This window comes from Bacillus mobilis (genome assembly GCF_001884045.1).
Lineage (GTDB): Bacteria > Bacillota > Bacilli > Bacillales > Bacillaceae_G > Bacillus_A > Bacillus_A mobilis.
Map to the genome: position 1 here is coordinate 54,019 of NZ_MACF01000137.1, position 21,826 is coordinate 75,844.

The 21,826-nt window shown below is 38.6% G+C and carries 22 protein-coding genes and 1 pseudogene; all 23 read right to left on the minus strand.

What is annotated here, in order from left to right; genetic code table 11:
* Positions 1-275: 275 nt before the first annotated feature.
* Positions 276-953 (minus strand): CpsD/CapB family tyrosine-protein kinase, encoded by a 678-nt coding sequence (locus tag BAQ44_RS26805; protein WP_071724778.1) that lies wholly within the window; start codon positions 951-953, stop codon positions 276-278.
* 366 nt (positions 954-1,319) lie between these two features.
* The gene (gene fabZ / locus BAQ44_RS26810; RefSeq protein WP_000931956.1) at positions 1,320-1,754 is read right to left on the minus strand and encodes a 3-hydroxyacyl-ACP dehydratase FabZ; all 435 of its coding nucleotides are present in this window, start codon (positions 1,752-1,754) and stop codon (positions 1,320-1,322) included.
* 493 nt (positions 1,755-2,247) lie between these two features.
* The gene (gene mreB, locus BAQ44_RS26815) at positions 2,248-3,249 is read right to left on the minus strand and encodes a rod shape-determining protein (protein WP_000457990.1); all 1,002 of its coding nucleotides are present in this window, start codon (positions 3,247-3,249) and stop codon (positions 2,248-2,250) included.
* A gap of 161 nt (positions 3,250-3,410) precedes the next feature.
* Positions 3,411-3,683 (minus strand): sporulation transcriptional regulator SpoIIID, encoded by a 273-nt coding sequence (gene spoIIID / locus BAQ44_RS26820; RefSeq protein WP_000544012.1) that lies wholly within the window; start codon positions 3,681-3,683, stop codon positions 3,411-3,413.
* Positions 3,684-3,991: 308 nt separating this feature from the next.
* Positions 3,992-4,126, minus strand: coding sequence for a hypothetical protein (locus BAQ44_RS26825; RefSeq protein WP_000008903.1), 135 nt, complete (start codon positions 4,124-4,126; stop codon positions 3,992-3,994).
* A 288-nt stretch (positions 4,127-4,414) separates the two neighbouring features.
* A complete protein-coding gene (gene spoIIQ, locus BAQ44_RS26830) occupies positions 4,415-5,320 on the minus strand; it encodes a stage II sporulation protein SpoIIQ (protein ID WP_063262318.1) in 906 nt (301 codons plus the stop codon).
* Positions 5,321-5,482: 162 nt separating this feature from the next.
* Entirely contained in the window at positions 5,483-6,187 is a 705-nt protein-coding gene (locus BAQ44_RS26835; RefSeq protein ID WP_061679411.1) for an ABC transporter permease, read from the minus strand.
* Positions 6,187-7,029 (minus strand): ABC transporter ATP-binding protein, encoded by an 843-nt coding sequence (locus tag BAQ44_RS26840; RefSeq protein ID WP_061679412.1) that lies wholly within the window; start codon positions 7,027-7,029, stop codon positions 6,187-6,189. The genes BAQ44_RS26835 and BAQ44_RS26840 overlap by 1 nt, the downstream gene beginning before the upstream one ends.
* A 180-nt stretch (positions 7,030-7,209) precedes the next feature.
* Positions 7,210-8,217: a LytTR family transcriptional regulator DNA-binding domain-containing protein gene (locus tag BAQ44_RS26845; protein ID WP_071724781.1), complete on the minus strand. Its 1,008-nt coding sequence runs from the start codon at positions 8,215-8,217 to the stop codon at positions 7,210-7,212.
* A gap of 116 nt (positions 8,218-8,333) precedes the next feature.
* Positions 8,334-8,809 (minus strand): annotated as a pseudogene (locus tag BAQ44_RS30590) (AMP-binding enzyme); the annotation flags it as partial.
* 142 nt (positions 8,810-8,951) lie between these two features.
* Positions 8,952-9,971, minus strand: a complete 1,020-nt coding sequence (gene spoIID, locus BAQ44_RS26860) for a stage II sporulation protein D (RefSeq protein ID WP_071724784.1) — start codon at positions 9,969-9,971, stop codon at positions 8,952-8,954.
* Positions 9,972-10,181: 210 nt separating this feature from the next.
* A complete protein-coding gene (murA, locus tag BAQ44_RS26865) occupies positions 10,182-11,486 on the minus strand; it encodes a UDP-N-acetylglucosamine 1-carboxyvinyltransferase (RefSeq protein ID WP_061679415.1) in 1,305 nt (434 codons plus the stop codon).
* 39 nt (positions 11,487-11,525) lie between these two features.
* Positions 11,526-12,230, minus strand: coding sequence for a YwmB family TATA-box binding protein (locus tag BAQ44_RS26870; protein ID WP_413551101.1), 705 nt, complete (start codon positions 12,228-12,230; stop codon positions 11,526-11,528).
* 51 nt (positions 12,231-12,281) lie between these two features.
* The gene (locus tag BAQ44_RS26875) at positions 12,282-12,518 is read right to left on the minus strand and encodes a DUF1146 family protein (protein ID WP_071724788.1); all 237 of its coding nucleotides are present in this window, start codon (positions 12,516-12,518) and stop codon (positions 12,282-12,284) included.
* Positions 12,519-12,730: 212 nt separating this feature from the next.
* Complete coding sequence (nuoN, locus tag BAQ44_RS26880; RefSeq protein ID WP_071724795.1) at positions 12,731-14,245, minus strand: NADH-quinone oxidoreductase subunit NuoN; 1,515 nt, start codon at positions 14,243-14,245, stop codon at positions 12,731-12,733.
* Between the two features lie 7 nt (positions 14,246-14,252).
* Positions 14,253-15,755: an NADH-quinone oxidoreductase subunit M gene (locus tag BAQ44_RS26885; protein WP_071724790.1), complete on the minus strand. Its 1,503-nt coding sequence runs from the start codon at positions 15,753-15,755 to the stop codon at positions 14,253-14,255.
* Complete coding sequence (gene nuoL / locus BAQ44_RS26890) at positions 15,752-17,614, minus strand: NADH-quinone oxidoreductase subunit L (protein ID WP_071724793.1); 1,863 nt, start codon at positions 17,612-17,614, stop codon at positions 15,752-15,754. Before nuoL ends, BAQ44_RS26885 begins: the two co-directional genes overlap by 4 nt.
* A gap of 29 nt (positions 17,615-17,643) precedes the next feature.
* Positions 17,644-17,958, minus strand: a complete 315-nt coding sequence (gene nuoK, locus BAQ44_RS26895; RefSeq protein ID WP_000100078.1) for an NADH-quinone oxidoreductase subunit NuoK — start codon at positions 17,956-17,958, stop codon at positions 17,644-17,646.
* Entirely contained in the window at positions 17,951-18,475 is a 525-nt protein-coding gene (locus tag BAQ44_RS26900; RefSeq protein WP_063262324.1) for an NADH-quinone oxidoreductase subunit J, read from the minus strand. The genes nuoK and BAQ44_RS26900 overlap by 8 nt, the downstream gene beginning before the upstream one ends.
* On the minus strand, positions 18,472-18,891 hold the full coding sequence (nuoI, locus tag BAQ44_RS26905) for an NADH-quinone oxidoreductase subunit NuoI (protein ID WP_000677191.1): 420 nt from the start codon (positions 18,889-18,891) through the stop codon (positions 18,472-18,474). Before nuoI ends, BAQ44_RS26900 begins: the two co-directional genes overlap by 4 nt.
* Before the next feature lie 25 nt (positions 18,892-18,916).
* Entirely contained in the window at positions 18,917-19,918 is a 1,002-nt protein-coding gene (gene nuoH / locus BAQ44_RS26910; protein ID WP_063262325.1) for an NADH-quinone oxidoreductase subunit NuoH, read from the minus strand.
* A complete protein-coding gene (gene nuoD, locus BAQ44_RS26915; RefSeq protein ID WP_000621434.1) occupies positions 19,918-21,018 on the minus strand; it encodes an NADH-quinone oxidoreductase subunit NuoD in 1,101 nt (366 codons plus the stop codon). The genes nuoH and nuoD overlap by 1 nt, the downstream gene beginning before the upstream one ends.
* 3 nt (positions 21,019-21,021) lie before the next feature.
* A partial coding sequence (locus BAQ44_RS26920; RefSeq protein WP_116758423.1) for an NADH-quinone oxidoreductase subunit C occupies positions 21,022-21,826 on the minus strand: 805 nt, incomplete at its 5' end.

Below are 21,826 nucleotides of genomic sequence, written 5' to 3' on the forward strand. Positions count from 1 at the left end.
AAGTTCCTCCAACTTTCTAAAATTTGCACATAAGAAAAATTATAACATATTAATCTTACGTTTTTTTATTTTAATAAATTATTTAATATAAGCTCACATCAAGCAAATATAATCTTACAAAATAATCTTAAATATGACAACACATTCCAACGAATTTCCAAAATTTCCATTATATCATACTTTTTATATAATGCAATGATGAATTTTATAAAAATTCAAAAAAGCCGATAAAATCATTTATCAGCTTTTACATTTACTATTCTACACACTATTTTCTAATAATATCCATATTGTTCTTTTTCTTCTCTTTTATCGTTTAAGACGACACCAAGTAATTTACCAGAAGCTTTGTCTAATATTTGCTTCGCTCTTACAATTTTATCTTTTTCTGTTTTTTCACTGCGTACGACAAGTACGATTCCATCGCATTTGTTCGCAAGTAGTTGTGCATCGGTAACCGCAAGAACCGGTGGTGTGTCGATTAAAATAATATCAAACATGTTATATGCTTCTAGTAATAGATCGTCCATTCCCCGGCTACCTAATAGTTCAGCTGGATTTGGCGGGATTGGACCTGCTGCCATTAAGTATACATTCTCTATATCTGTTTTTTGAATGCATTGCATTAGTTTCGCTTGTCCTAATAATAGGTTCGTTAATCCATTTGAATTATGAATGGCAAATAAGTTTTGAATCGTCGGCTTGCGCAAGTCGGCTCCGATTAATAAAACTTTCTTCCCTTGTTGTCCAAAAACAACTGCTAAGTTTGCGATTGTCGTTGTTTTCCCTTCACCTGGATCTGCCGAAGTAACAATAATAGAACGAACATGATTATCTACAGATGTAAATTCAATATTTGTACGAATGTTACGGTATTGTTCTGTGATGCGTGATTTAGGCTCTTTATGCGTAATTAATTGTCGTAATGGTTTTCTTTTTTTTCTCCCGAACATGGTATGATCTCCTCTTTTCAAAATGCGACACTTTCCCCTTTATCTCTCTATGTCCGATATGCTACGCCCATTTTTCATTTACTGATACTGTTAAAATTCCCCATCACTTTCCTCTACAATTCATCATAACCAATCATAATAAGCTTTGTCCTATCTCATAACCTTCATAATGTGACAACCGCGTCTCTATTTTTATCGCGCTATCATTTATCTTAATTTCAAGATATTTATAGCGTCATTATATATGAACTTCCATTCATTTACAATAAAAATTCTGATTACTCTGCATTTTAATATTTCGAACAAAAAGTATATGAATTAAAAAAATTCTTCTGCCTATTGCAGAAGAATTTTTTTAATTTACATCTATTCTTTTTTATCACCAATCGCAAATGTAATTTCAGCTTCACATGCAATTTCACCATCTACTGTTGCGATCGCTTTTCCTTTTCCGATTGGACCGCGTACACGTGTCATCTCTACTTCTAGGCGAAGTTGATCACCTGGGCGTACTTGTTTTTTGAAACGACAATTGTCGATACCAGCAAAGAAAGCAAGTCTTCCGCGGTTTTCTTCTTTCTTTAATACCGCAACTGCTCCGACTTGTGCTAATGCTTCTACAATAAGTACACCGGGCATAACTGCATAGTCAGGAAAGTGCCCGTTAAAGAATTCTTCGTTTGCGGATACATTTTTAATTCCAACCGCTCGTTTTCCTTCATCTACTTCTAATATTTTATCAACAAGTAAAAATGGATAGCGGTGAGGAATGATTTCTTTAATTTGTTCTATATTTAGCATGTAACAATCGCCCCTTTTACAATATTGGTCTTACCACTTGGACATATTGTTTATTATCCCATTTTGTTTATTGTTTGTCATTAGAAAATGACACTTTACTTCCTATTATAAAAAAATGCACACACTCTATTCCCTTAAAATAGCTGCATATACTTGCAACTGACACGGAGGTAGAAAAGAGTGTATGCCCAGATTAGGGAAAGGCAATATGTACTGAAACATTATTTGCCTTAATGTCGTATTCGACTCATTATATTATAAACGTTTTCAAATAAGGAAATATTAAATTTAACCATATATATGAATATTTTACCTGTTTTCTTCATTTTTCTCTATTTTTCTTCTATTTTCTCAATAAATCAAAATAAAATAAAAAAATAAAAGAATACAAAAACAAAAAAGAACTACGGTTAACACCTTAGTTCTTCTCATCTTCCTGCTATTTGTGAGCTAATAATAAGTGGGGAATACCCCCACTTATTAAAGTTTCACTTTATCGTAAAGCACGCTTCGGTAATTTATCAATATTCTCTAACATAATACCTGTACCAACTGCAACACATTGCATTGGGTTTTCAGCAATTAATACTGGTACTTTTAGTTCTTCTGCTAGAAGCATGTCGATACCGTGTAGTAAAGCTCCACCGCCTGTTAGAATAACACCGCGGTCGATGATGTCCGCAGATAATTCTGGTGGTGTGCGCTCTAATACGCCTTTTGCAGCTTGTACAATGATAGCCGCATCTTCTTTTAGTGCTTCTGTAATTTCTTCAGAGCATACTGTAATTGTGCGTGGTAAACCTGTTACCATGTCACGTCCGCGAATTTCAAGCTCTTCGCTACGTGCACCTGGGAATACTGTACCAACTTTAATTTTAATATTTTCTGAAGTACGTTCTCCAATTAACAGCTTATACTTACGTTTAACATAGTTTAAGATCTCCATATCAAACTTATCGCCAGCCATTTTGATAGAGGAAGAGGTAACAATATCACCCATAGATAGTACAGCGATATCTGTTGTACCTCCACCAATATCAACAACCATGTTACCGCTTGGTTGGAAGATTTCCATACCAGCACCAACTGCAGCTACTTTTGGTTCTTCCTCTAAAAATACTGTCTTACCACCTGAACGTTCAGCAGCCTCACGAATTGCTTTTTGTTCTACTGATGTGATATTTGTTGGACAACAAATTAAAATGCGAGGTTTTGAAAAGAAACTCTTTACGTCCAATTTGTTAATGAAATACTTTAACATTGCTTCTGTAATTTCGAAATCTGCGATTACACCATCTTTAAGTGGACGAATTGCTACAATATTACCAGGCGTACGTCCCACCATACTTCTTGCTTCTTCACCTACTGCTAATACTTTACCTGTGTTACGATCAATTGCAACAACAGATGGCTCATTTAATACAATACCCTTACCTTTAACATGGATTAATACGTTAGCCGTACCTAGGTCAATTCCGATATCTCGCGCAAACATTCCCGTTTTTTCCTCCTCGATATTCAAAATCAGGTTACACCCGAATTCTTTTACACCTAATTTCTGATTTTATCATAAATTTAACAGAAACGTAATATTCGCAAAAAGAATTCTTCTGAAAAATATTACCGAATTGACACGGAATGTTTACGATCGCATATTTATTGACGGACCGGCTTTTCTACATCTTCTTTTCTATACTTTTGCTTTGTTGCTTCTCCGCCCCTTAAATGACGAATAGACTTATGATAATCAAGAATTTCTTTCACTTCATTTGCGAGCTCTGGATTAATTTCTGGTAGACGTTCCGTTAAATCTTTATGGACTGTACTCTTTGATACCCCAAATTCCTTTGCAATGACACGCACTGTCTTTCTTGTCTCCACGATATACTTACCAATCTTGATAGTTCTCTCTTTGATGTAATCGTGCACACCACTCGCCTCCCTAAATTGGATGTGAGAAGGGTGAAATGAGCCTCGCTGCATATGACTAAGAAGTAAGTGTGAGTGCTGTTTGTAAGCGTTAAACATTCTTGGATTTATAATGAAATGATTCACGATTTCTCACCTCAAACACTCTCTTTGCTTTGGTTTATACCATTGTATTGCCCGCACTACTGATATATGCTACATGTTCACTATTTTTGCGGACTAAGTTAAGAAAAATTACATTTTTTTGTGAGAAATACGTTAACAGTGACTATTTTGGCGAAAAAAAATGACACCTTATATATAAGGCGTCATTCTTCTCGTTCCAATTCTTCTTCTAATAACTGATGGTGGGGAACCTCTTTCTTACCGGCAATATAATAATATAAGGTGAATAAAACAAACAATAAAATAATAGCAGTCGACAGAACAAACAAAAATGACACAGTATCCCCTCCCTTTTGTAATATATATTCGAGAATCTCGTCATTTTTCCTTGTTATTGCAACTTTTTTCTCGAAATTGAGTATTTTTATATAAAGTGAAACTTTAATCAGTGGGCGCCATTTCCCACTGATTATTAGCCTTCACCAATCGGGCTTTTACGGGCAGTTGAACCCAGGCCTAACTTCTTAGCTTTCACTGAAATTTGAAGTAGGGGTCTTACTGCCCGTTAATGCGGGGTAAAAGTAAAAAAATCAGCTCTCCTAGTGAGAACTGATTTTTCCACTTTTTTATTCTTGTGAAGAAGAACTGTTAGATGATTCTGTAGAACCATTTGTTGATTTTTCTTCTTTCTTCGGTTCTTCTTTTTTGTCACTAGTCGAACCGCTAGTTGATTTCTCTTCTTTTTGAGACTTATCTTCTGTTTTATTTTCTGGTTTCGTGCTCGTTGACTTCTCTTCTTTTTGAGATTTGTCATCAGCTTTTTTACCAGAAGCGTTCGTTGCTTTTGCAGCGCCTGCTTCAGCTTTAATTTCTGCTACTGATTTATTTAAGTAGCGCTCAGGGTTCACAGCCACATTGTCTTTACGTACTTCAAAGTGAACGTGAGAACCTGCTTCTTTATTCATTGCACTTAGACCGGATTTTCCTAATACTTCACCTTGTGCAACTCGTGCACCTTTTTCTACTTTTACGCTGCCTAAGCTTTGATAAGAAGCTGCTACACCATTTCCGCTATCAACTGTTACAACATAACCAAGAAGTGAATCTTTTTCAGCTTTCGTTACTGTACCGCTTAAAGCAGCAGCTACATTAAATTCTTTTCCATTCTTCGCAGCAATGTCGATTCCTTTATTTGGGGAATATGTGTTGTTATAAAAGACAAGTGCTTTTTCTTGTTCCGCCTCAGTTGCTGCATCTTCATAGAATTTCTTCTGTACGACTACTTCCGCATTCGCGGCAGCTGGCATTTTCACTACTTCTGAAGATTTCGTTACTGGTACTGCTGGATCTTCCGATTGTGTATACGGTGTTGCTTGATCTTGGTTCGGAGTCTTCTTCGGATTAGCTCCTTGGAACCATAGCGCAACCATTAAGATTACCGCTGCACAAGCAATGTACAGTGCCGGAAACACCCATCTTTTTTGAAATAAATGTACTACCTTTTGCGACTTTTTATTATTTCTTCCTCGCATTCCATCATCACCTCAGCAATCATTTTGAACAATATTCACGTATCCTATACAACCTATAACTAATTACTTTTCGACAAAATATGTAAAAATATGTATAAGAATTGTAAAATTTCCGAGGAAATGATAGAAAAAAGAAAAAACTGAGCATTTTCGGCTCAGTTTTTAGTCTAATTGTTTCTTTTTATATACGATTAAACATGCAATAAGCGAAATGATAAGCCAAACTGCAATATTTAATACATGCCCACTAATATTACTAAATCCTGCCCCACCTACTACACTGTTAAGCGCTTTTACAATATGAGATGTTGGAAGATATTCAATCATCGTCTTAATTGTTTTATTTTCAACTAGTGCCTCAAATTGTACAGCTAAATACATCGTCATTAAAATAGGCATCCCAATTAATGATGTTTGTGGTACAGAAGATGCAAGTAATCCGATCATTGTTCCAAGCACGATAAATAAAATAGTTCCACATAGAAATATCAATCCTACCAATGGAATGTTGATATTTAACTGATCTAAAATGAATAAATTTGCAATACAAATAGCCATCGTCAGACCTGCTGTTAATAAACTCTTTCCAAGAAGAACTTCAACAGAAGATGCTGGGGATAACATTAACACACGTAGTGTATGTTTTTCTTTTTCTTCTGCAATTACCATAGATTGAACAAAGCCTGCGACAAATAGGAAGCCCGTTATAGTAGTAATGCCTAACATTTCCTTTCCGACTCCAAATCTGCTAAACAAAAATGAAAGTATAATTGGTAAAAATGCCATTAATAACACTTGTGAATTTGTCTTAAAATCTTGTACTTCTTTTCTAAAAATAGCTGATACACGTCTCATTGAAAATGTCATTATAATCCCCTCCCAGTAACTTCAATAAAGATATCGCCTAAAGTTGGTTCGTGTGAATGAATGGATAGTAATTCACCTTTATTCATCCATTCTGAAATGCGTTTTGCCCCTAATTCATCTTTTTTCACAATTTCTTTCTTCTTATCTGTTAACACAACTTGTATTTGATCTTTCGCGTATTGCAAGCGAAGGTTTTCTGGAGTATCAAGCGCTACAATTTCTCCACCACACAGAAAGGCAATGCGATTACAAAGCGTTTCTGCTTCATCCATGTTGTGCGTTGTTAAGAAAATCGTTGTTCCTTCTTTATTTAAGTCTTTTAAAATTTTATGAATGTTTTGCACATTTACTGGATCAAGTGCGGATGTTGGTTCGTCTAAGAAGAGGATATCTGGTTTATGAAGGATTGCTCTCGCTAGTGTGACACGCTGCTTCATTCCTTTTGATAATTTTTTTACTTGTGTTTTTTTATCATCTAGCAAGTTCACTTGTGCTAGTACTTCATCGATTCGTTCTTTTTTGCAATCGTATAAGTCACAAAATAATAGTAAGTTATCATAAATGCTAAGTCTTTCGTATAAGCCGCTATTGTCTGTTAAAATACCGATTCGTTTGTAATCAATGCTGCTTGGTCCTGTAATATCTTTACCTAATACTTTTACAGTTCCAATGCTATGAAGCAATTGAGATGTTAATATTTTTACAGTTGTCGTTTTCCCAGATCCACTCGGTCCGAGGAATCCAAAGATTTCTCCTTGCTTCACCTCAATATTTACATTTCGAAGTGCCGTTTTTCCGTTGAAACTTTTCATTACATCTTTCATTTCAATTGCCAATGTCATTTCTTCATCCCCTTTGTTTTTCTTATATAGATGAAATTTACTTTCGCAAGTTTCGATTTCATTGTTTCGCTTTTCTTAACTCAATCATATGAAAAGCAAAGGGTTTACGCAGTAAAATACACGCAAAAGGAGTATTTTTACTGGTGAATGAATCGTATTTTGAGCTTATTGGAGCATCTTTTATATCCCAATTACACCTTTTAACTCATCCATTCTTCCTTTCGAAAGCGGGATTGAACTTTTTCTTTCGTCATCCAAAATTAAACTGAAGCTATTACGAGTCCACGTAATGACTTCTCGTACTCTTTGTAAATTCACAAGGTACGAGCGATGACATCTAAAGAAACCGAATCCTGTTAATCTCGCTTCTAGTTCACTTAATGTTAATGCACATACGAAATCACCTTCGCGTACATGAATATGTGTCACTCCATTTTGCGTTTCAATAAAATGAATTTCCATCGGATCAAGTAAAATAATTTTATCGTTCACTTTCGCTGGAATTCTTTCAAGTTTCATTTGCGGAATCATTTGAACAACCTTTTCTTCACCAACTTCTTCAACTTCTTCTTGTTCGATTTCTATTTTTTTCACACCATCGTTATTTAAAATGTATACATCTTCTGTTAACGAAAGGGCGTCCGATAGAAAGGATGACGTAATAAAAATCGCTTTTCCTCGCTCTTTCATTGCCATAATTGCTTTTCGAATAATAATCGTGCTCTCTGTATCTACATTTTGCTCTGGCTCTTCCAAAATAACTAAATCCGGATTATGAATCATAACACGCCCGATATGAAGGCGACGTTTCTCTGAAAATGATAGTTTTTCTATTTTAACGTTTAATTTATCTAAGAGGCCGACATACTGTACTACTTCTTCCGTGCTCATATTTGATCCATACAGCCCTATTAAGAACTTAAAGTATTCCTTTACCTTCAAACGTTCGTATGCTTCATCTTTCAAAAAACAAAAACCAATGCGAGAATAATTTTTCTTTCCAATCGATTCTCCTTCAAATAGCACGGTGCCAGTTGAGGCTTCTTCCTCACCAATAATAATGCGGTGCAATATTTTAGCTGTATGGTTATTACATTGCAAAACAACACATTGTCCCTTCTCAACCATCAGTTCAACTACTGGTAACTGGTTCGTTTTTCCTAACTGTCTCAACTCCAATAACGCCATTCTGTCTCCCCCAAATGCTTTTTATCCTATTATACCAAACAATTAATGGAAAATTTTGATATTTTATGGAACATTCTAAAAAGAAGACTATCCAAATGAATGGATAGCCTTCTTCTCTAGTTTTGCTCTACCATATACGTCTTGAGCTGATCACGCAGCGCTCGTTTTAAAAACTTCCCTACAGATGTTTTCGGAATTTCGTTTACAAACAAAATATCGTCTGGCATCCACCATTTCGAAAACTCTGCTTCTAATAAAGCATACAGCTCTTCTCTTTCGACTGCTTGTCCCTCTTTTCATACAACGTAAGCAACGGACGTTCTTGCCATTTTTCATGCGGTACCGCCACAACGGATGCTTCTAACACTTTATCGCGCGAAATCAAGGCATTTTCTAAATCTACGGAAGAAATCCATTCGCCTCCACTTTTAATTAAGTCCTTCGTATGATCGACAATCTTAATAAACCCTTCCGAATCAACCGTGACAATGTCTCCTGTATGGATCCAACCATCTTTCATTGATTCTTCTGTACGCTCATCCTTATAATAGCTCCCAGCGATCCACGGCCCCCTTAAACAGAGTTCTGTCATCGCTGAACATTGACGATTATATATATATATCAACGATTCGCCAAAGAATATCGACTTAACTATAAAATACGACAAAAATAACCTATCTACTAACAAAAGAAAACCGTCCCAATATACCTCTTGGGACGGTCTATTTTGTATTCTACTTCTTCACCATTAACTTTCCTTCATAATCATTCATCGACTTTATTTCGACACCTTTGTAATAATGAGCAACGATATCTGTATATTTCTTACCTTCCGCTGCCATGCCATTTGCTCCGTATTGGCTCATGCCAACGCCGTGGCCGAAGCCTTTTGTCGTAACAATGATTTTATCTCCATCTTGTTTCCACGTGAAGTCAGAAGAGCGTAAATCTAATTTTTCACGCACTTCTTTTCCTGTTAATGTTTTCCCTTGAAATGCTACATCTTTTACTCGCTTTCCTTCCGTAAGATCTTTAATATTTCCAACCTTTCCGTCTGCTAGCACTTTCACACCGAGACGTTTTTGGAAGTCAGCTACTGTAAATGTTTGCTCGCTCGTAAATTTCGGAGAAGCTTGATCCCACGGACTATCTACGCTCTTTAAGTACGGATAATCATTTCCCCAGTAATCAGCCGCATTTTCTGTCCGGCCATTACTCGTTGAGAAGAAGGATGCTGAGATTGGTTTTCCATCATACGTTAAAACTTGTCCTGCGGTTTTCGAAACGGCTTCTTCGATTTTCTTCAAATTATTTTCGTAGTTATTACCCCATTGTTTCTTCAATTCTTCTTTACTTTTGTACACTTGATCTTTCACCGTATCTGTCACGTCCGCATTGTTTTTCTTTCCTCCGCTTAGCATACGCTGCACCACAAATGTTCTCGCTGCTAATGCCTGCGCCTTTAGCGCCTCTATTTCAAAACTGGCATTCATCTCAGAAGCTACTACACCGGTCACATACTCCTCCATAGGTAATGTATCTACCTTTTTCTGTTTCTCACGATATACAGCAACTTGAACCGCTGTATCCACTTTCCCTGGAGCTGGTATACTTTCTATCGCTGGAGGAGTTTTAGAAGCTGCTTCTTCCCCTACTTTTGCTTTCGCAAATGGAATAACAAGAGCAGCAGGTACAATGATAACGAGCGCTATGAGAAGCGCTACTGTGATGAAAAATGGCTTTGAAAATTTCATCTTATTTCCCCCAATATGAAAAAGCTTTACTCCATTCATTCTTATGGAACAACTCTTTCTTTTAGAACATACTTAAGAGGAACCACTTAAAACGAAAATTTTCTAAATATTTTTACTGGTACGTGCATAAGTATAGAATTTATTGACTATAACAGTAATAACCCCCAAAAAAAATAGCCCCTATGTCAAAAGACGTAGAGACTATTTCAATTAAGCGTGAAGATCAGAAACTTCTTGTTCTTTCACTTCTTCTACTTGTTCGTTTACACGTTCAATAGTTGCACCTAATGCAGCTAATTTCTTATGGAAATCTACATAACCACGGTCAAGATGCTTTAACTCAGTTACACGAGTGTAACCTTCAGATACTAAACCAGCTAAGATTAATGCAGCAGCAGCACGTAAGTCAGTTGCGCCTACTTCAGCACCTTGTAAGCTGTTTGGACCGTTCATAATAACAGAACGACCTTCAATTTTAATATCAGCATTCATACGACGGAATTCTTCAACGTGCATAAAGCGGTTTTCGAATACCGTTTCTGTAATCATACTTGTTCCATCAGCTTGTAGTAATAATGCCATCATTTGTGATTGCATGTCTGTTGGGAAACCTGGGTGAGGCATAGTTTTAATATCAACCGCTTTTAACTTATCTGGGCCGATAACACGTACACCTTCATTTTCCTCAATAACTTTAACACCCATTTCTTCCATTTTCGCTGTAATTGAGCGTAAGTGTTCAGGTACAGCATTTTCAATTAAGATGTCTCCACCAGTAATTGCCGCTGCAACCATGAATGTTCCCGCTTCAATACGGTCAGGAATAATAGAGTGGTTTCCACCATATAATTTATCAACGCCTTCGATACGAATCGTTCCAGTTCCAGCTCCGCGTACTTTCGCTCCCATCGCATTTAAGAAGTTAGCTAAGTCAACGATTTCTGGTTCTTTCGCTGCGTTTTCAAGGATTGTTGTCCCTTTTGCTAATGTAGCTGCAGACATAATGTTTTCTGTCGCGCCCACGCTTGGGAAGTCTAAATAAATTTTAGCTCCTTTTAGTTCTCCCTCAACGTATGCCTCAACAAAACCATTACCAACCTGTACTTTTGCTCCCATTGCTTCGAAGCCTTTTAAATGTTGGTCAATTGGACGTGAACCAATTGCACATCCACCAGGAAGTGCAATACGAGCACGACCGTTACGTGCAAGTAATGGTCCCATTACTTGAACAGATGCACGCATTTTACGTACATATTCAAATGGTGCTTCGATGTTTAGTTCTTTAGAAGCATCGATTGTTACTTGGTTATTTTCAAATACGACTTCAGCATTTAAATGACGTAATACCTCATTAATTGTGTATACATCAGACAAAACTGGTACTTCAGATAGTACATTCTTTCCATCACTCGCTAATAGGGCTGCAGCGATTATAGGTAATACAGCATTTTTTGCGCCCTCAACACGCACTGTGCCGTTTAACCGCTTTCCGCCACGGACGATGATCTTTTCCAAATTATTCCCCTCCGTGTCCTTTTTTCAGTATCTATTCACTCAATACTCAGAAGTTATGATCGGTGTGCCAACCACAATTGTATCTTTGTTGTCTGTAGAACGTATTGCTATTTGCACATTTATTTTCTCTCTATTTGTTGAAAGAGCGTCATCCCACTTTTTATTGTATGCGGAGACTGACACAAATGCTCTTTCTTCTATCTGTTCGATCGCTCTTGCTGAAAGATCTTTCAAAACCTGATTGGTTTTATTTTGCAAAACACCTTCAATCTTATCATTCAGTACACCTTGAACACAAGTGTAAATTATAGGTTTTTCACTAAAAATTTTATTTGTTTTCTGAATGTACTTCGGGTCCCATTTCGCCCCGCTCACTTCGAAAATAATGAAAGTGTTTTCTTTAGTATTTTCCTTACTCCATGTTACTACTACTCGTTCTTCATAAGAAGAAAACTTTTTATAGGATGTAGCTTTATATCCATCTGGAGATTGCTCTAATTCCCACTTTTGAATATTCGCCTTGTCCTTCACATCGTTTAACAACTTTTGAAACGTATGTATATTAGAAATTGTTTTTGTTTCTCGCGCTAACCATGACCACTTCTCTACTTTAGCATCATTTTTCTCTAAAGTTGCAATCACGCTCTCCATTTTCTGTTCATCGCTGATTGGTTTCATTTCTCTATATCCAACCAAAAATAAAACAACACTTATCACAACAATAAGAATGGCTTTAAGCTTCAATTTCATCCCCTCCTATCCCCATTGTTAACGGAGATGTGAGGTTCTATACACTTACTTTACTAAATACGTTAAACTCTTTGAATAGCCTAAATAATCAAGGAAAAAGTTACTTACAGATGTCCCAATTGTAATTGTAATTAGGATGAGTAATACTCGCGTCTGCATCACCTTTCCAGGCTTCATTAAACGCTCAATGTGAATACCTTGTAAGGCCCACCACGTAATGGTAATAAACAATAAATGCGAAACGATGGCAATCAGTGCTTGTTGCCCTAAAAGATGTGCCAAAAAATCGACCCCTTTTTACCTAGCTACTACTTACGAAATACTATAAAAACGATACCATAATAAGTAGGAGCCACACTTTTTCAAATACAAATAATCATCTTACATTTCACATCGTAATTTGCTCTCAAAAAACGTATACCTACATGCATTTTCAATTGTAGTTCACACAAAATAAAAAGCGCAGAGTAACAACTCCACACCTTTTATTTTCACTATTGTACCACGTTCCCTAGGAAGAAGAAATCCTTCATTAATGGAAAATATTCATAAAAGAAATTGTATCCAATCATCGGCATAATCCCCAGTATTACAATCGAAATTGCACAAAGACTCATAACAACCTTTATATTAAATGGCAAACGAATTTTCTCTTCCACTTCTCCCGTCCGGAAAAACATTTGCTGTAGAATCCGGAAATAGTATACGAATGAGATGACTGTCGTTCCCATCATAATAGAAGCTAGTACGTAATGAGCTGGCTCTACATGCAGTGCACCTAAAAAAATGTTAATTTTCCCGATGAAACCAGCTGTTCCTGGTATTCCGGCCAACGATAAAATAAAAATCGTCATCACTATCGCTGTAAATGGCGACCTTTTATACAATCCGGTGAAGATGGTAATATTTTCTTTGTCACTTTGTAAGATTAAGCCGTGGATAATTGCAAACGCGCCTATATTCATAAGCATATACGCAAGCATGTAAAACCACATGCTATCCATCGTAAATGGTGATAATGCTACAAGCGGAACGAGTAAATACCCCGCATGTGCGATTCCCGAATAGGCAAATAGGCGTTTTACGTTATATTGCTTTAACGCTACGACGTTTCCGATAATCATCGTAATACTCGCTAGTACCGCAATGTATATGCTCATACGTCCGTATAAGGATTGCATATCTCCTTGCACCGATACACTTGCAAAAACCATGAGAAACAGACGAATAATGAGTAGGAACCCTGCAAGTTTAGAAATCGTTCCAAGAAAAGCAGTAACAGGCGTAGCCGCTCCCTCATACACATCTGGTGCCCACATATGAAACGGCACCGTCGCAATTTTAAACGAGAGTCCAACGAGTAATAGTAGAAATGCGAGAGCTAACAATAACTGAATACCACCAGCAAGCTCCCCTGCGAATACTTTTTGCATATCCACGATATTAGTTGATCCTGTAATACCGTATAAATAACTCATTCCAAAGAGCGTAATTGCCGTTCCAATTCCTCCGTTAATGACATATTTCATAGCCGCCTCGTTTGATGCACGGTTCTTTTTTCGTATCCCTACTAAAATATATGAAGAAAGTGAAAGCAATTCTAAACCGACGAAAAGTGTAATGAAGTCGACACTAGAAGCCATAAACATAGCCCCAAGAAGTGCCATTAAAAATAAATAATAATATTCTCCCTTATCTTCAATGGGATTCTTCTTATCATCGCTCATTGCGGTGCATAAGATGAGGGCCGCTCCGCCTAACAACAACGTTTTGAACCCTTTTGAAAACCCGTCTAACACGAACGATCCGTTTAAAATATCTCCTGTCGGTTCACCATATAGCGTAATTAATGACACAATTGCTAATATGACGGCTGCGATTGCACTAAGCGCTACATATCTATGGTTCAACTTAAAAAACAAATCACATATGGAAAGAAGGATGGCAGCTCCGAGAATTATGAATTCTGGCACCATGAGATGCCACGATAAGCTAAGTAACGTATTCATATCCATCCTACTTCACCCCCAATGTTTTCAATGTATTTTGAAGCGGATCTCCTAGTATTTCTGGCATTACTCCAATTGCAATAATGCAGAAGATAAGTAGCAATATAGGGACATACTCCCATCCATGTATATCAGCTTTCGCTTCCCACTCTTTCTTACCAAATGTTACTTGAAGTGTTGCTCTTAATACGTATACAGCGGTTAAAATGATGCCAAGTACGCCGACTGCCGCAACGACCGGCTCTCCTTGGAATAAACCGAGAAAGGCAAGAAACTCGCTAACAAATCCAGACATGCCTGGTAATCCAAGCGATGCCATTCCTCCCGCTAAGAAGAATCCGCTAAGTATTGGGACACTTTTCGCGAGTCCGCCAAGCGCTGTAATATCCGACGTTCCAAAACGTTGTTCTATAACACCAAGTAAGAAGAAGAGTAATGCCGCAATTAAACCGTGCGACACAACTTGGAATAGTGCCCCTTGTGTACCTGGTGCATTTAACGCCGCAAGTCCCATTAATACAATACCCATATGCGAAATACTAGAGTAAGCAAGCACCTTCCGAAAGTCCGTTTGGATGAGCGCCAAGAAGGCTCCGTACAATAAATTGATGACTCCTAAAATCGCAATGAGCGTTGCAAACTCGCGAAAGTATTCCGGGAATAACCCCTTTCCGAAGCGAATCATACCGTATGCTCCAATCTTCAGTAAAACGCCCGCATGAAGCATAACTACAGCCGGATGCGCTTCAATATGCACATTAACCATCCAGCGATGTAACGGGAAAACAGGTAGTTTAATGGCAAAAGCGATCATTATGGCAAGAAACAAACCGAACTGTAAGCTACTTGAGACAGCCGTTCCTCCCCCAGCACCTACACTCGTTAATATTTCTTTAAGCTCTGTAATATTTGTTGTACCTGTTTTTGCAAATAAAACCGAGAAAACGATGAGTAAAATAGCGGAGCCGATACCGTTATATATTAAATAACTATAAGCAGCCTTTTCACTCGACAATTTCCCCCACTTCCCAATTAATAAAAACATTGGCGGCAATGTAATTTCAAAGAAGATAAAGAACAGCATTAAATTTTGAGCAGCGAAGACGCCGAGCATCCCTATTTCTAGCATGAGTAGCAGCATATAAAAGGCTTTTAAGTTCCTTTTTACAGTAAATGCCGCAATTGCTGCAAGCATCGCTAGAAGGGCCGTCAGCACCATCATAACGAGCGATAAACCGTCAATACCAAGCTCGTAATAAATGGCAAACCATCTTTTATCCACCGCTGCAAAATCCCCAAATTTAATCCATTTCACTTTTTCATCGAATAGCGACAAACTCTTTCCAGAAGCATATGTACAAGCGAGGACGATAGCGATTCCAAATGGAAGCGCCGTCCCAAATAAACCGAGCGCTCGCACTGTACGCGATTCTTTTTTCGGTGTTAATACAAGTAAAAGAATTCCTAAAAGCGGGGAAAAAATGAAGAACGTTAATAACAAATCATTCATCGTAAATCCCCTCCCGTATAAAGCAAAATAATGACGAGTACTGCAAGCGAAACAGCTGTTACAGTGCCGTACACTTGTACATTTCCGTTTTGGAGTCTAGAACCGAGTCCACTTATCCCTTTAACTAGATTTCCTATTAAAACGGCAATTCCTTCGACTACATACACCTCAAATAAGCGAAGCACATGAGCGATTCCCTTCGTAATAGGGAGCACCGTCATATTGTATAGCTCATCCACATAATACTTTTCTTTCAAAAGGTTATATTGAGGTGTTCCCTCACCACCAGCCCAATCTCTAGAAATAGATTTCTTACCATATATGAAATATGCAAGAGCAATCCCTGCAAATGAAACGAGCGTTGCTACGATCATAATCCAAACTGGCCCGTGTACCTCTCGCGCTTTAAATGCTACATCTTTCGTAAGCCAATCCCCCAGAAACGTCCCAAACCACGGTGTATTCATATAACCCGCCACTACCGCGAGGACGCCGAGGACAATCATCGGATACGTCATAACGCGGGGCGATTCCCGCACATCTTCCTTCGTCTTCGCTTCCCCAGTAAAGACAAGGAAGTATAGCCGGAACATGTAGAATGCTGTTAAGAACGCTGCAATTACTGCTAATATGAATAAAACGTAATTGCCATTCATCCAAGCCGCCGCTAAAATTTCATCTTTACTAAAGAAACCAGAAAGGAGTGGCACACCACTAATTGCAAGTGTACCGATTAAAAATAGTGCACCCGTTACTTTCATCTTCTTCTGTAAGCCGCCCATTTTGTTAATGTTTTGCGTATGCACTGCATGAATGACACTTCCTGCAGCCAAAAATAGTAGTGCTTTAAAAAAGGCGTGTGTCGTTAAATGGAAAATACCAGCTACATAACCGGCAGATCCTAATGCAAGCATCATATAACCAAGCTGACTAACTGTAGAATAAGCAAGCACTCTCTTTATATCCGTTTGCACAAGACCGATAGAAGCCGCAAAGATTGCAGTGAAGGCTCCAACAATGGCCACCGTCTGCATCGCCACCGCGCTTGCTGAAAATAGCGGGAACATCGTCGCCACTAAATATACGCCAGCTGCGACCATTGTCGCCGCATGAATAAGTGCCGAAACAGGCGTCGGCCCCTCCATTGCATCCGGTAACCACGTATGAAGCGGGAACTGACCTGATTTCCCCATCGCTCCGATAAAAATTAATATCGCCGTTATTGTAATCATCGTAGGGGTAAGATCACCCGTATGAATCGCTCTAAAAATTACGTCATATTCAAAACTACCCGCGTGCCAAAAAAGTAAGATCATCCCTATAAATAAACCGACATCTCCAATACGAGTCATAATAAAAGCCTTTTTCGCAGCAGCCTTCGCTTCTTCCTTAAAGAAATAAAAACCGATGAGTAAAAATGAACCGAGGCCTACTAACTCCCAAAATATATAAAGCTGTAATAAATTCGGTGATATAACGAGCCCGAGCATCGCAAATGTAAAGAGTCCTAAATAGGCATAAAAGGTTGGTAATCTTTCGTCACCTTTCATATAACCTTTCGAATACACATGTACAAGTAAACTCACAAGTGTAACGATAAACAGCATTAAAGCCCCTAATGCTGTCACTTCAAAGCCAAATGATATATCAATATCTCCCGTTCTAAGCCATACCCACTTATGTTTCAATCCTACTTTCGAAAATCGTTCTATTAACACAAGTACCGCAAATATAAAGGAGAGAAAGACGAGGAAAATACTAAGTACACTGCTTCCTTCTCTAATTTTCTTCCCGAATATAAGTAATAAAAAAAACGAAACAAGCGGGAAAAGCGGTATGAGCCATGCATAATCGATCATTGTTTCCTTCCCCCTTTTCGGTCACAATGTTATCCTTTGAGCGTATCCATTTCATCTACATGAACCGTCGTACGATTACGATACAAAGCAATTAAAATGGCGAGTCCTACCGCCGCCTCCGCAGCCGCTACAGCCATCGTAAACAGAGAGAAAATTTGCCCTGTTAAATTTGGGAACAAACCTAATTTACTAAAAGCTACTAAATTTAAATTAGCCGCATTGAGCATTAATTCAATACAAACTAATACAATCACTGTATTTCGCTTTGTTAAAGCTCCAAACAAACCGATGCAAAACAAAATAATCGCAAGCGTTAAATATGCAGAAGCCGGAACGCTACTCATTGGAATCCTCCTCTTTCTCATCCTTCTTCGCAAGAATAATTGCGCCAACAAGTGCTACAAGTAAAATAACTGAGGTTAACTCAAATGGAATAATATATTTCGAATAGAGAAGTGTACCGATTTGAAGTGTGTTTTTTTCATGGAGAGGTAAACTTCCTTGTGCGCTTTCATTTGCAAAATCAATATTGTTAACAGCGAAATACATAACTGCCCCAAATGCTACAACCGCAAAGAAGATAATCCATTTTCGAAGAGTAAGACGTGATTCATTTTCTGCGTTATGTTGCGTTAACATAATGCCAAAAATCATAATAATTGTGATTGCACCCGAGTAAAGTAAAATTTGTGCAACTCCGATAAATTCAGCTGATAAAAGAAAGTACAAACCTGCAATGCTGAGGAATGTCAGAACGAGAGCTAGCATCATATGCATGACTTTCGTTAAGTTCAACATAAGAACGCCGCCGATAATTGCAGACAAGGATAGTATGAAGAATGCTACAAACTCGCCATTCATGCTTTATTCTCCTTCCTGACGTTTTCGTCGTTTTCGTCAAGCCACTGCAAATTTTTAAATAAATCATCACGTGAATATTCCGCGAGTTCAAAGTTGTTTGTCATAACAATCGCCTCTGTCGGACAAACTTCTGTACATAAATCACAAAGAATACAAATTTCAAAATTAATATCGTACGTGTCGATAATTTTTCCTTTTTTCGTAGGATCCGGATGTTTTTTCCCCGTCAACTGAATACAATCTGTCGGACAAATGTTAGAGCACTGGTTACAAACAATGCACTTTTCCGGATAAAACTTTTGAATACCTCGAAAGCGGTCTGGCAACGGCAACGGTTGATTCGGATAATCGTAAGTCACCTTCTTCTTACTCAAATTGCTTAATGTATATTTTAATCCTTTAAATAGTCCTTTCATCTCTTACTGGCACCCCCCTCATAGATTAGAAGAATAACTCCTTAATCAATGCCGTTAAGAAAATATTCGCAAGTGCAATTGGCAATAATACTTTCCAGCCAAACTCCATTAACTGGTCACCTCTTATACGCGGGAACGTAACGCGGAACCAAATTAATAGAAAGACTACACTGCTAAATTTCAAAGCAAACCATACAGCTCCTGGAATAAATCCAAGGAACATGACTGGATTCCATCCGCCTAAAAAGAGCACTGTAATTAAAGATGCCATTCCGAAGAAATATACGTACTCTGAAAGCATGAAAAACGCCCAGCGAAATCCTGAGTATTCCGTATGATATCCAGAAACAAGTTCTGACTCTGCTTCCGGTAAATCGAACGGCGTCCTATTTAACTCTGCTACCGCTGCGATTAAGAATATGACAAAACCGATTGGTTGCACGAAAATATACCAAACATTCTCCTGCGCTGCTACAATTTCATTTAAATTCAGACTACCAGCTAACAAAACGACACCAATTACACTCATTACGAGCGGAATTTCATAAGAAATCATTTGCGCCGCCGCACGCATCCCTCCTAAAAGGGAATATTTATTATTTGATGCCCATCCTCCGGTCACGACACCAATCGTCGTAATACCAGAAACAGCAATGTAATACAGTAAGCCTACGCCAATATCCGCGAACTGAAATTTATCGGTAAACGGGATGACTGCAAGCACCATAAATGCCGGTGCGAATGCAATAACAGGTGCTAATATAAACAACGGTTTATCTGCCGCTTTCGGAATACTATCTTCTTTCAGTAATAGTTTTAAAACATCAGCTACCGTTTGCAGTAAACCGAATCGACCCCCAACTTGGTTTGGTCCAATCCGCCCTTGCATAAATCCCATCACTTTCCGTTCTGCCAAAATACCATATGTAACGAAGCCAAGGACTGCAAATAATAGAAGCACCGCTAATCCGAAAAAAATGAAGAAATTCGTCCAGCTTGAAGGTGATTGTAAGAGCGTTTCAATCATTAGCCATCAACCTCCCCAAGTACAATATCAACTCCACCTAAAATCGTAATTAAATTGGCGATGTTTTCACCTTTCAATAACTTCGGTAAAATTTGCAAATTGTAAAAAGACGGCCTGCGAAACTTCAAGCGGTACGGCTCTTTCTTTCCGTCACTAGCAATATAGCAACCAATCTCTCCTCGCGGTGATTCTATACGGACAAACGCTTCTCCTTTAGGCGCCTTAATGATTTTCGGCACTTTCGCCAGCACAGCTCCGTCTTTCGGGAACTGCTGGACAGCTTGCTCAACAATCTTTAATGACTCCTCAATCTCTTGCATGCGGCAAACGTAACGATCCCAAGCATCTCCCACGCTCCCAACAGGAATATCGAAGTCAAATCGATCATAAATAGAGTACGGTTCATCCTTGCGAAGATCCCAGTTTACTCCGGTACACCGCAAATTCGCTCCGCTTAAAGAATACGAAATCGCTTCTTCCGCGCTATATATACCAACGCCTTTTACACGATTTAAGAAAATCTCATTACCGCTAACGAGATCATGATAACCTGCCAATTGTTCTCTCATATACGGAACGAATTCTTCCACTTTTTCGATCCAACCATCCGGCGCATCCCACTTTACACCCCCGACTCTCATATAGTTAAAAGTAAGCCGGGCACCGCATAATTCATTTAATAAATTTATAATCATCTCTCGTTCACGAAACGCGTACAAAAACGGACTGACCGCTCCTATATCAAGAAGATTTGTCCCCCACCAAACGAGGTGACTCGCAATCCTTCCAAGCTCCATTGCAAGCACTCGCAAGTATTCGGCCCGCTCCGGGATTTCAAGCCCCATCATCGTCTCTACAGCATGGCAAATGACGTAATTATTCGTCATGGCCGATAAATAGTCCATTCGATCTGTATAAGGGATAATTTGCGTATACTGTAAGCTCTCGGCAATCTTTTCAGTCCCGCGATGCAAATATCCAATAACCGGTGTAGCTTCTTTAATAATTTCCCCATCAATCTTAATAACAAGCCTGAACACACCGTGCGTACTCGGATGCTGAGGCCCTACATTCAAAAGCATTTCTTCCGTACGGATCATTAGCTACACCTCCACATCATGCGGTTCATAATCTTTCCTAAGCGGGTGCCCTATCCAATCATCCGGCATTAAAATACGTGATAAGTTGGGATGCCCCTTAAATACAATACCGAGCAAATCATACGCTTCTCGCTCCGGCCAGTCCGCGCCTTTCCAAAACGCTGTCACCGATTCTACTTGCGGCTCTTCCCTATCCAGCTTCACCTTCACCGCTACTGACTGTTTCTTTCCATATGAAAATAAATGAACATATACTTCCATATGTGTCACAAAATCTGTCGCATGTAGCTCTGACATATAATCAAATGCAAGTCCCTCGTGGAACCGCAGTAATTCCATCACTTCATAATACTTTGAAGGCTCCACTACAAGAGTTGGCACATCTTTTGAAAGTTTATTAATGTAGGAATCTACTAATATATCCTCTCCTATTTTCCCCTTAATAATTTCAACATACTGATTTAAATACGGCTGATTCACGGATGGCTCTTCCTGCTTTGTTTCCTCTTCCTTCTTACCTTCAGCACCCTTTGTCTTCGCCCTTGCAGCCGCAGCCGCTTTCGCCTTCGCTGCTGCAATCGCCTTCGCCTTTTCATCTCCCGAATCCCCATCACCTTGCGAGGCCTTCTGCTTTGCTAGAGCCGCTGCTTTTGCCTTTGCTACCGCCACGGCCTTTGCTTTCGCCTTAGCCTTGTCCTCTTCCGTCACTTCTTCGCTTCCTTCTCTTTTTCGCTTCGCTAGTGCTGCCGCTTTTGCTTTTGCGGCTGCCACGGCCTTCGCCTTCGCTTTGGCCTTTTCTTCTTCCGTC

Bases quoted from the DNA above. Each gene is read 5' to 3' on its own strand.
- nuoL (WP_071724793.1), bottom strand. From the start codon at position 17,614: ATGATCGATTATGCATGGCTCATACCGCTTTTCCCGCTTGTTTCGTTT.
- BAQ44_RS26845 (WP_071724781.1), bottom strand. From the start codon at position 8,217: ATGGCGTTATTGGAGTTGAGACAGTTAGGAAAAACGAACCAGTTACCA.
- nuoH (WP_063262325.1), bottom strand. From the start codon at position 19,918: ATGATTGAAACGCTCTTACAATCACCTTCAAGCTGGACGAATTTCTTC.
- BAQ44_RS26805 (WP_071724778.1), bottom strand. From the start codon at position 953: ATGTTCGGGAGAAAAAAAAGAAAACCATTACGACAATTAATTACGCAT.
- fabZ (WP_000931956.1), bottom strand. From the start codon at position 1,754: ATGCTAAATATAGAACAAATTAAAGAAATCATTCCTCACCGCTATCCA.
- spoIID (WP_071724784.1), bottom strand. From the start codon at position 9,971: ATGAAATTTTCAAAGCCATTTTTCATCACAGTAGCGCTTCTCATAGCG.
- BAQ44_RS26840 (WP_061679412.1), bottom strand. From the start codon at position 7,029: ATGACATTGGCAATTGAAATGAAAGATGTAATGAAAAGTTTCAACGGA.
- nuoI (WP_000677191.1), bottom strand. From the start codon at position 18,891: ATGAAAGGACTATTTAAAGGATTAAAATATACATTAAGCAATTTGAGT.
- BAQ44_RS26900 (WP_063262324.1), bottom strand. From the start codon at position 18,475: ATGAATGGCGAGTTTGTAGCATTCTTCATACTATCCTTGTCTGCAATT.
- nuoK (WP_000100078.1), bottom strand. From the start codon at position 17,958: ATGAGTAGCGTTCCGGCTTCTGCATATTTAACGCTTGCGATTATTTTG.
- BAQ44_RS26835 (WP_061679411.1), bottom strand. From the start codon at position 6,187: ATGACATTTTCAATGAGACGTGTATCAGCTATTTTTAGAAAAGAAGTA.
- spoIIQ (WP_063262318.1), bottom strand. From the start codon at position 5,320: ATGCGAGGAAGAAATAATAAAAAGTCGCAAAAGGTAGTACATTTATTT.
- nuoN (WP_071724795.1), bottom strand. From the start codon at position 14,245: ATGAATACGTTACTTAGCTTATCGTGGCATCTCATGGTGCCAGAATTC.
- mreB (WP_000457990.1), bottom strand. From the start codon at position 3,249: ATGTTTGCGCGAGATATCGGAATTGACCTAGGTACGGCTAACGTATTA.
- nuoD (WP_000621434.1), bottom strand. From the start codon at position 21,018: ATGATCCGTACGGAAGAAATGCTTTTGAATGTAGGGCCTCAGCATCCG.
- BAQ44_RS26885 (WP_071724790.1), bottom strand. From the start codon at position 15,755: ATGAATGATTTGTTATTAACGTTCTTCATTTTTTCCCCGCTTTTAGGA.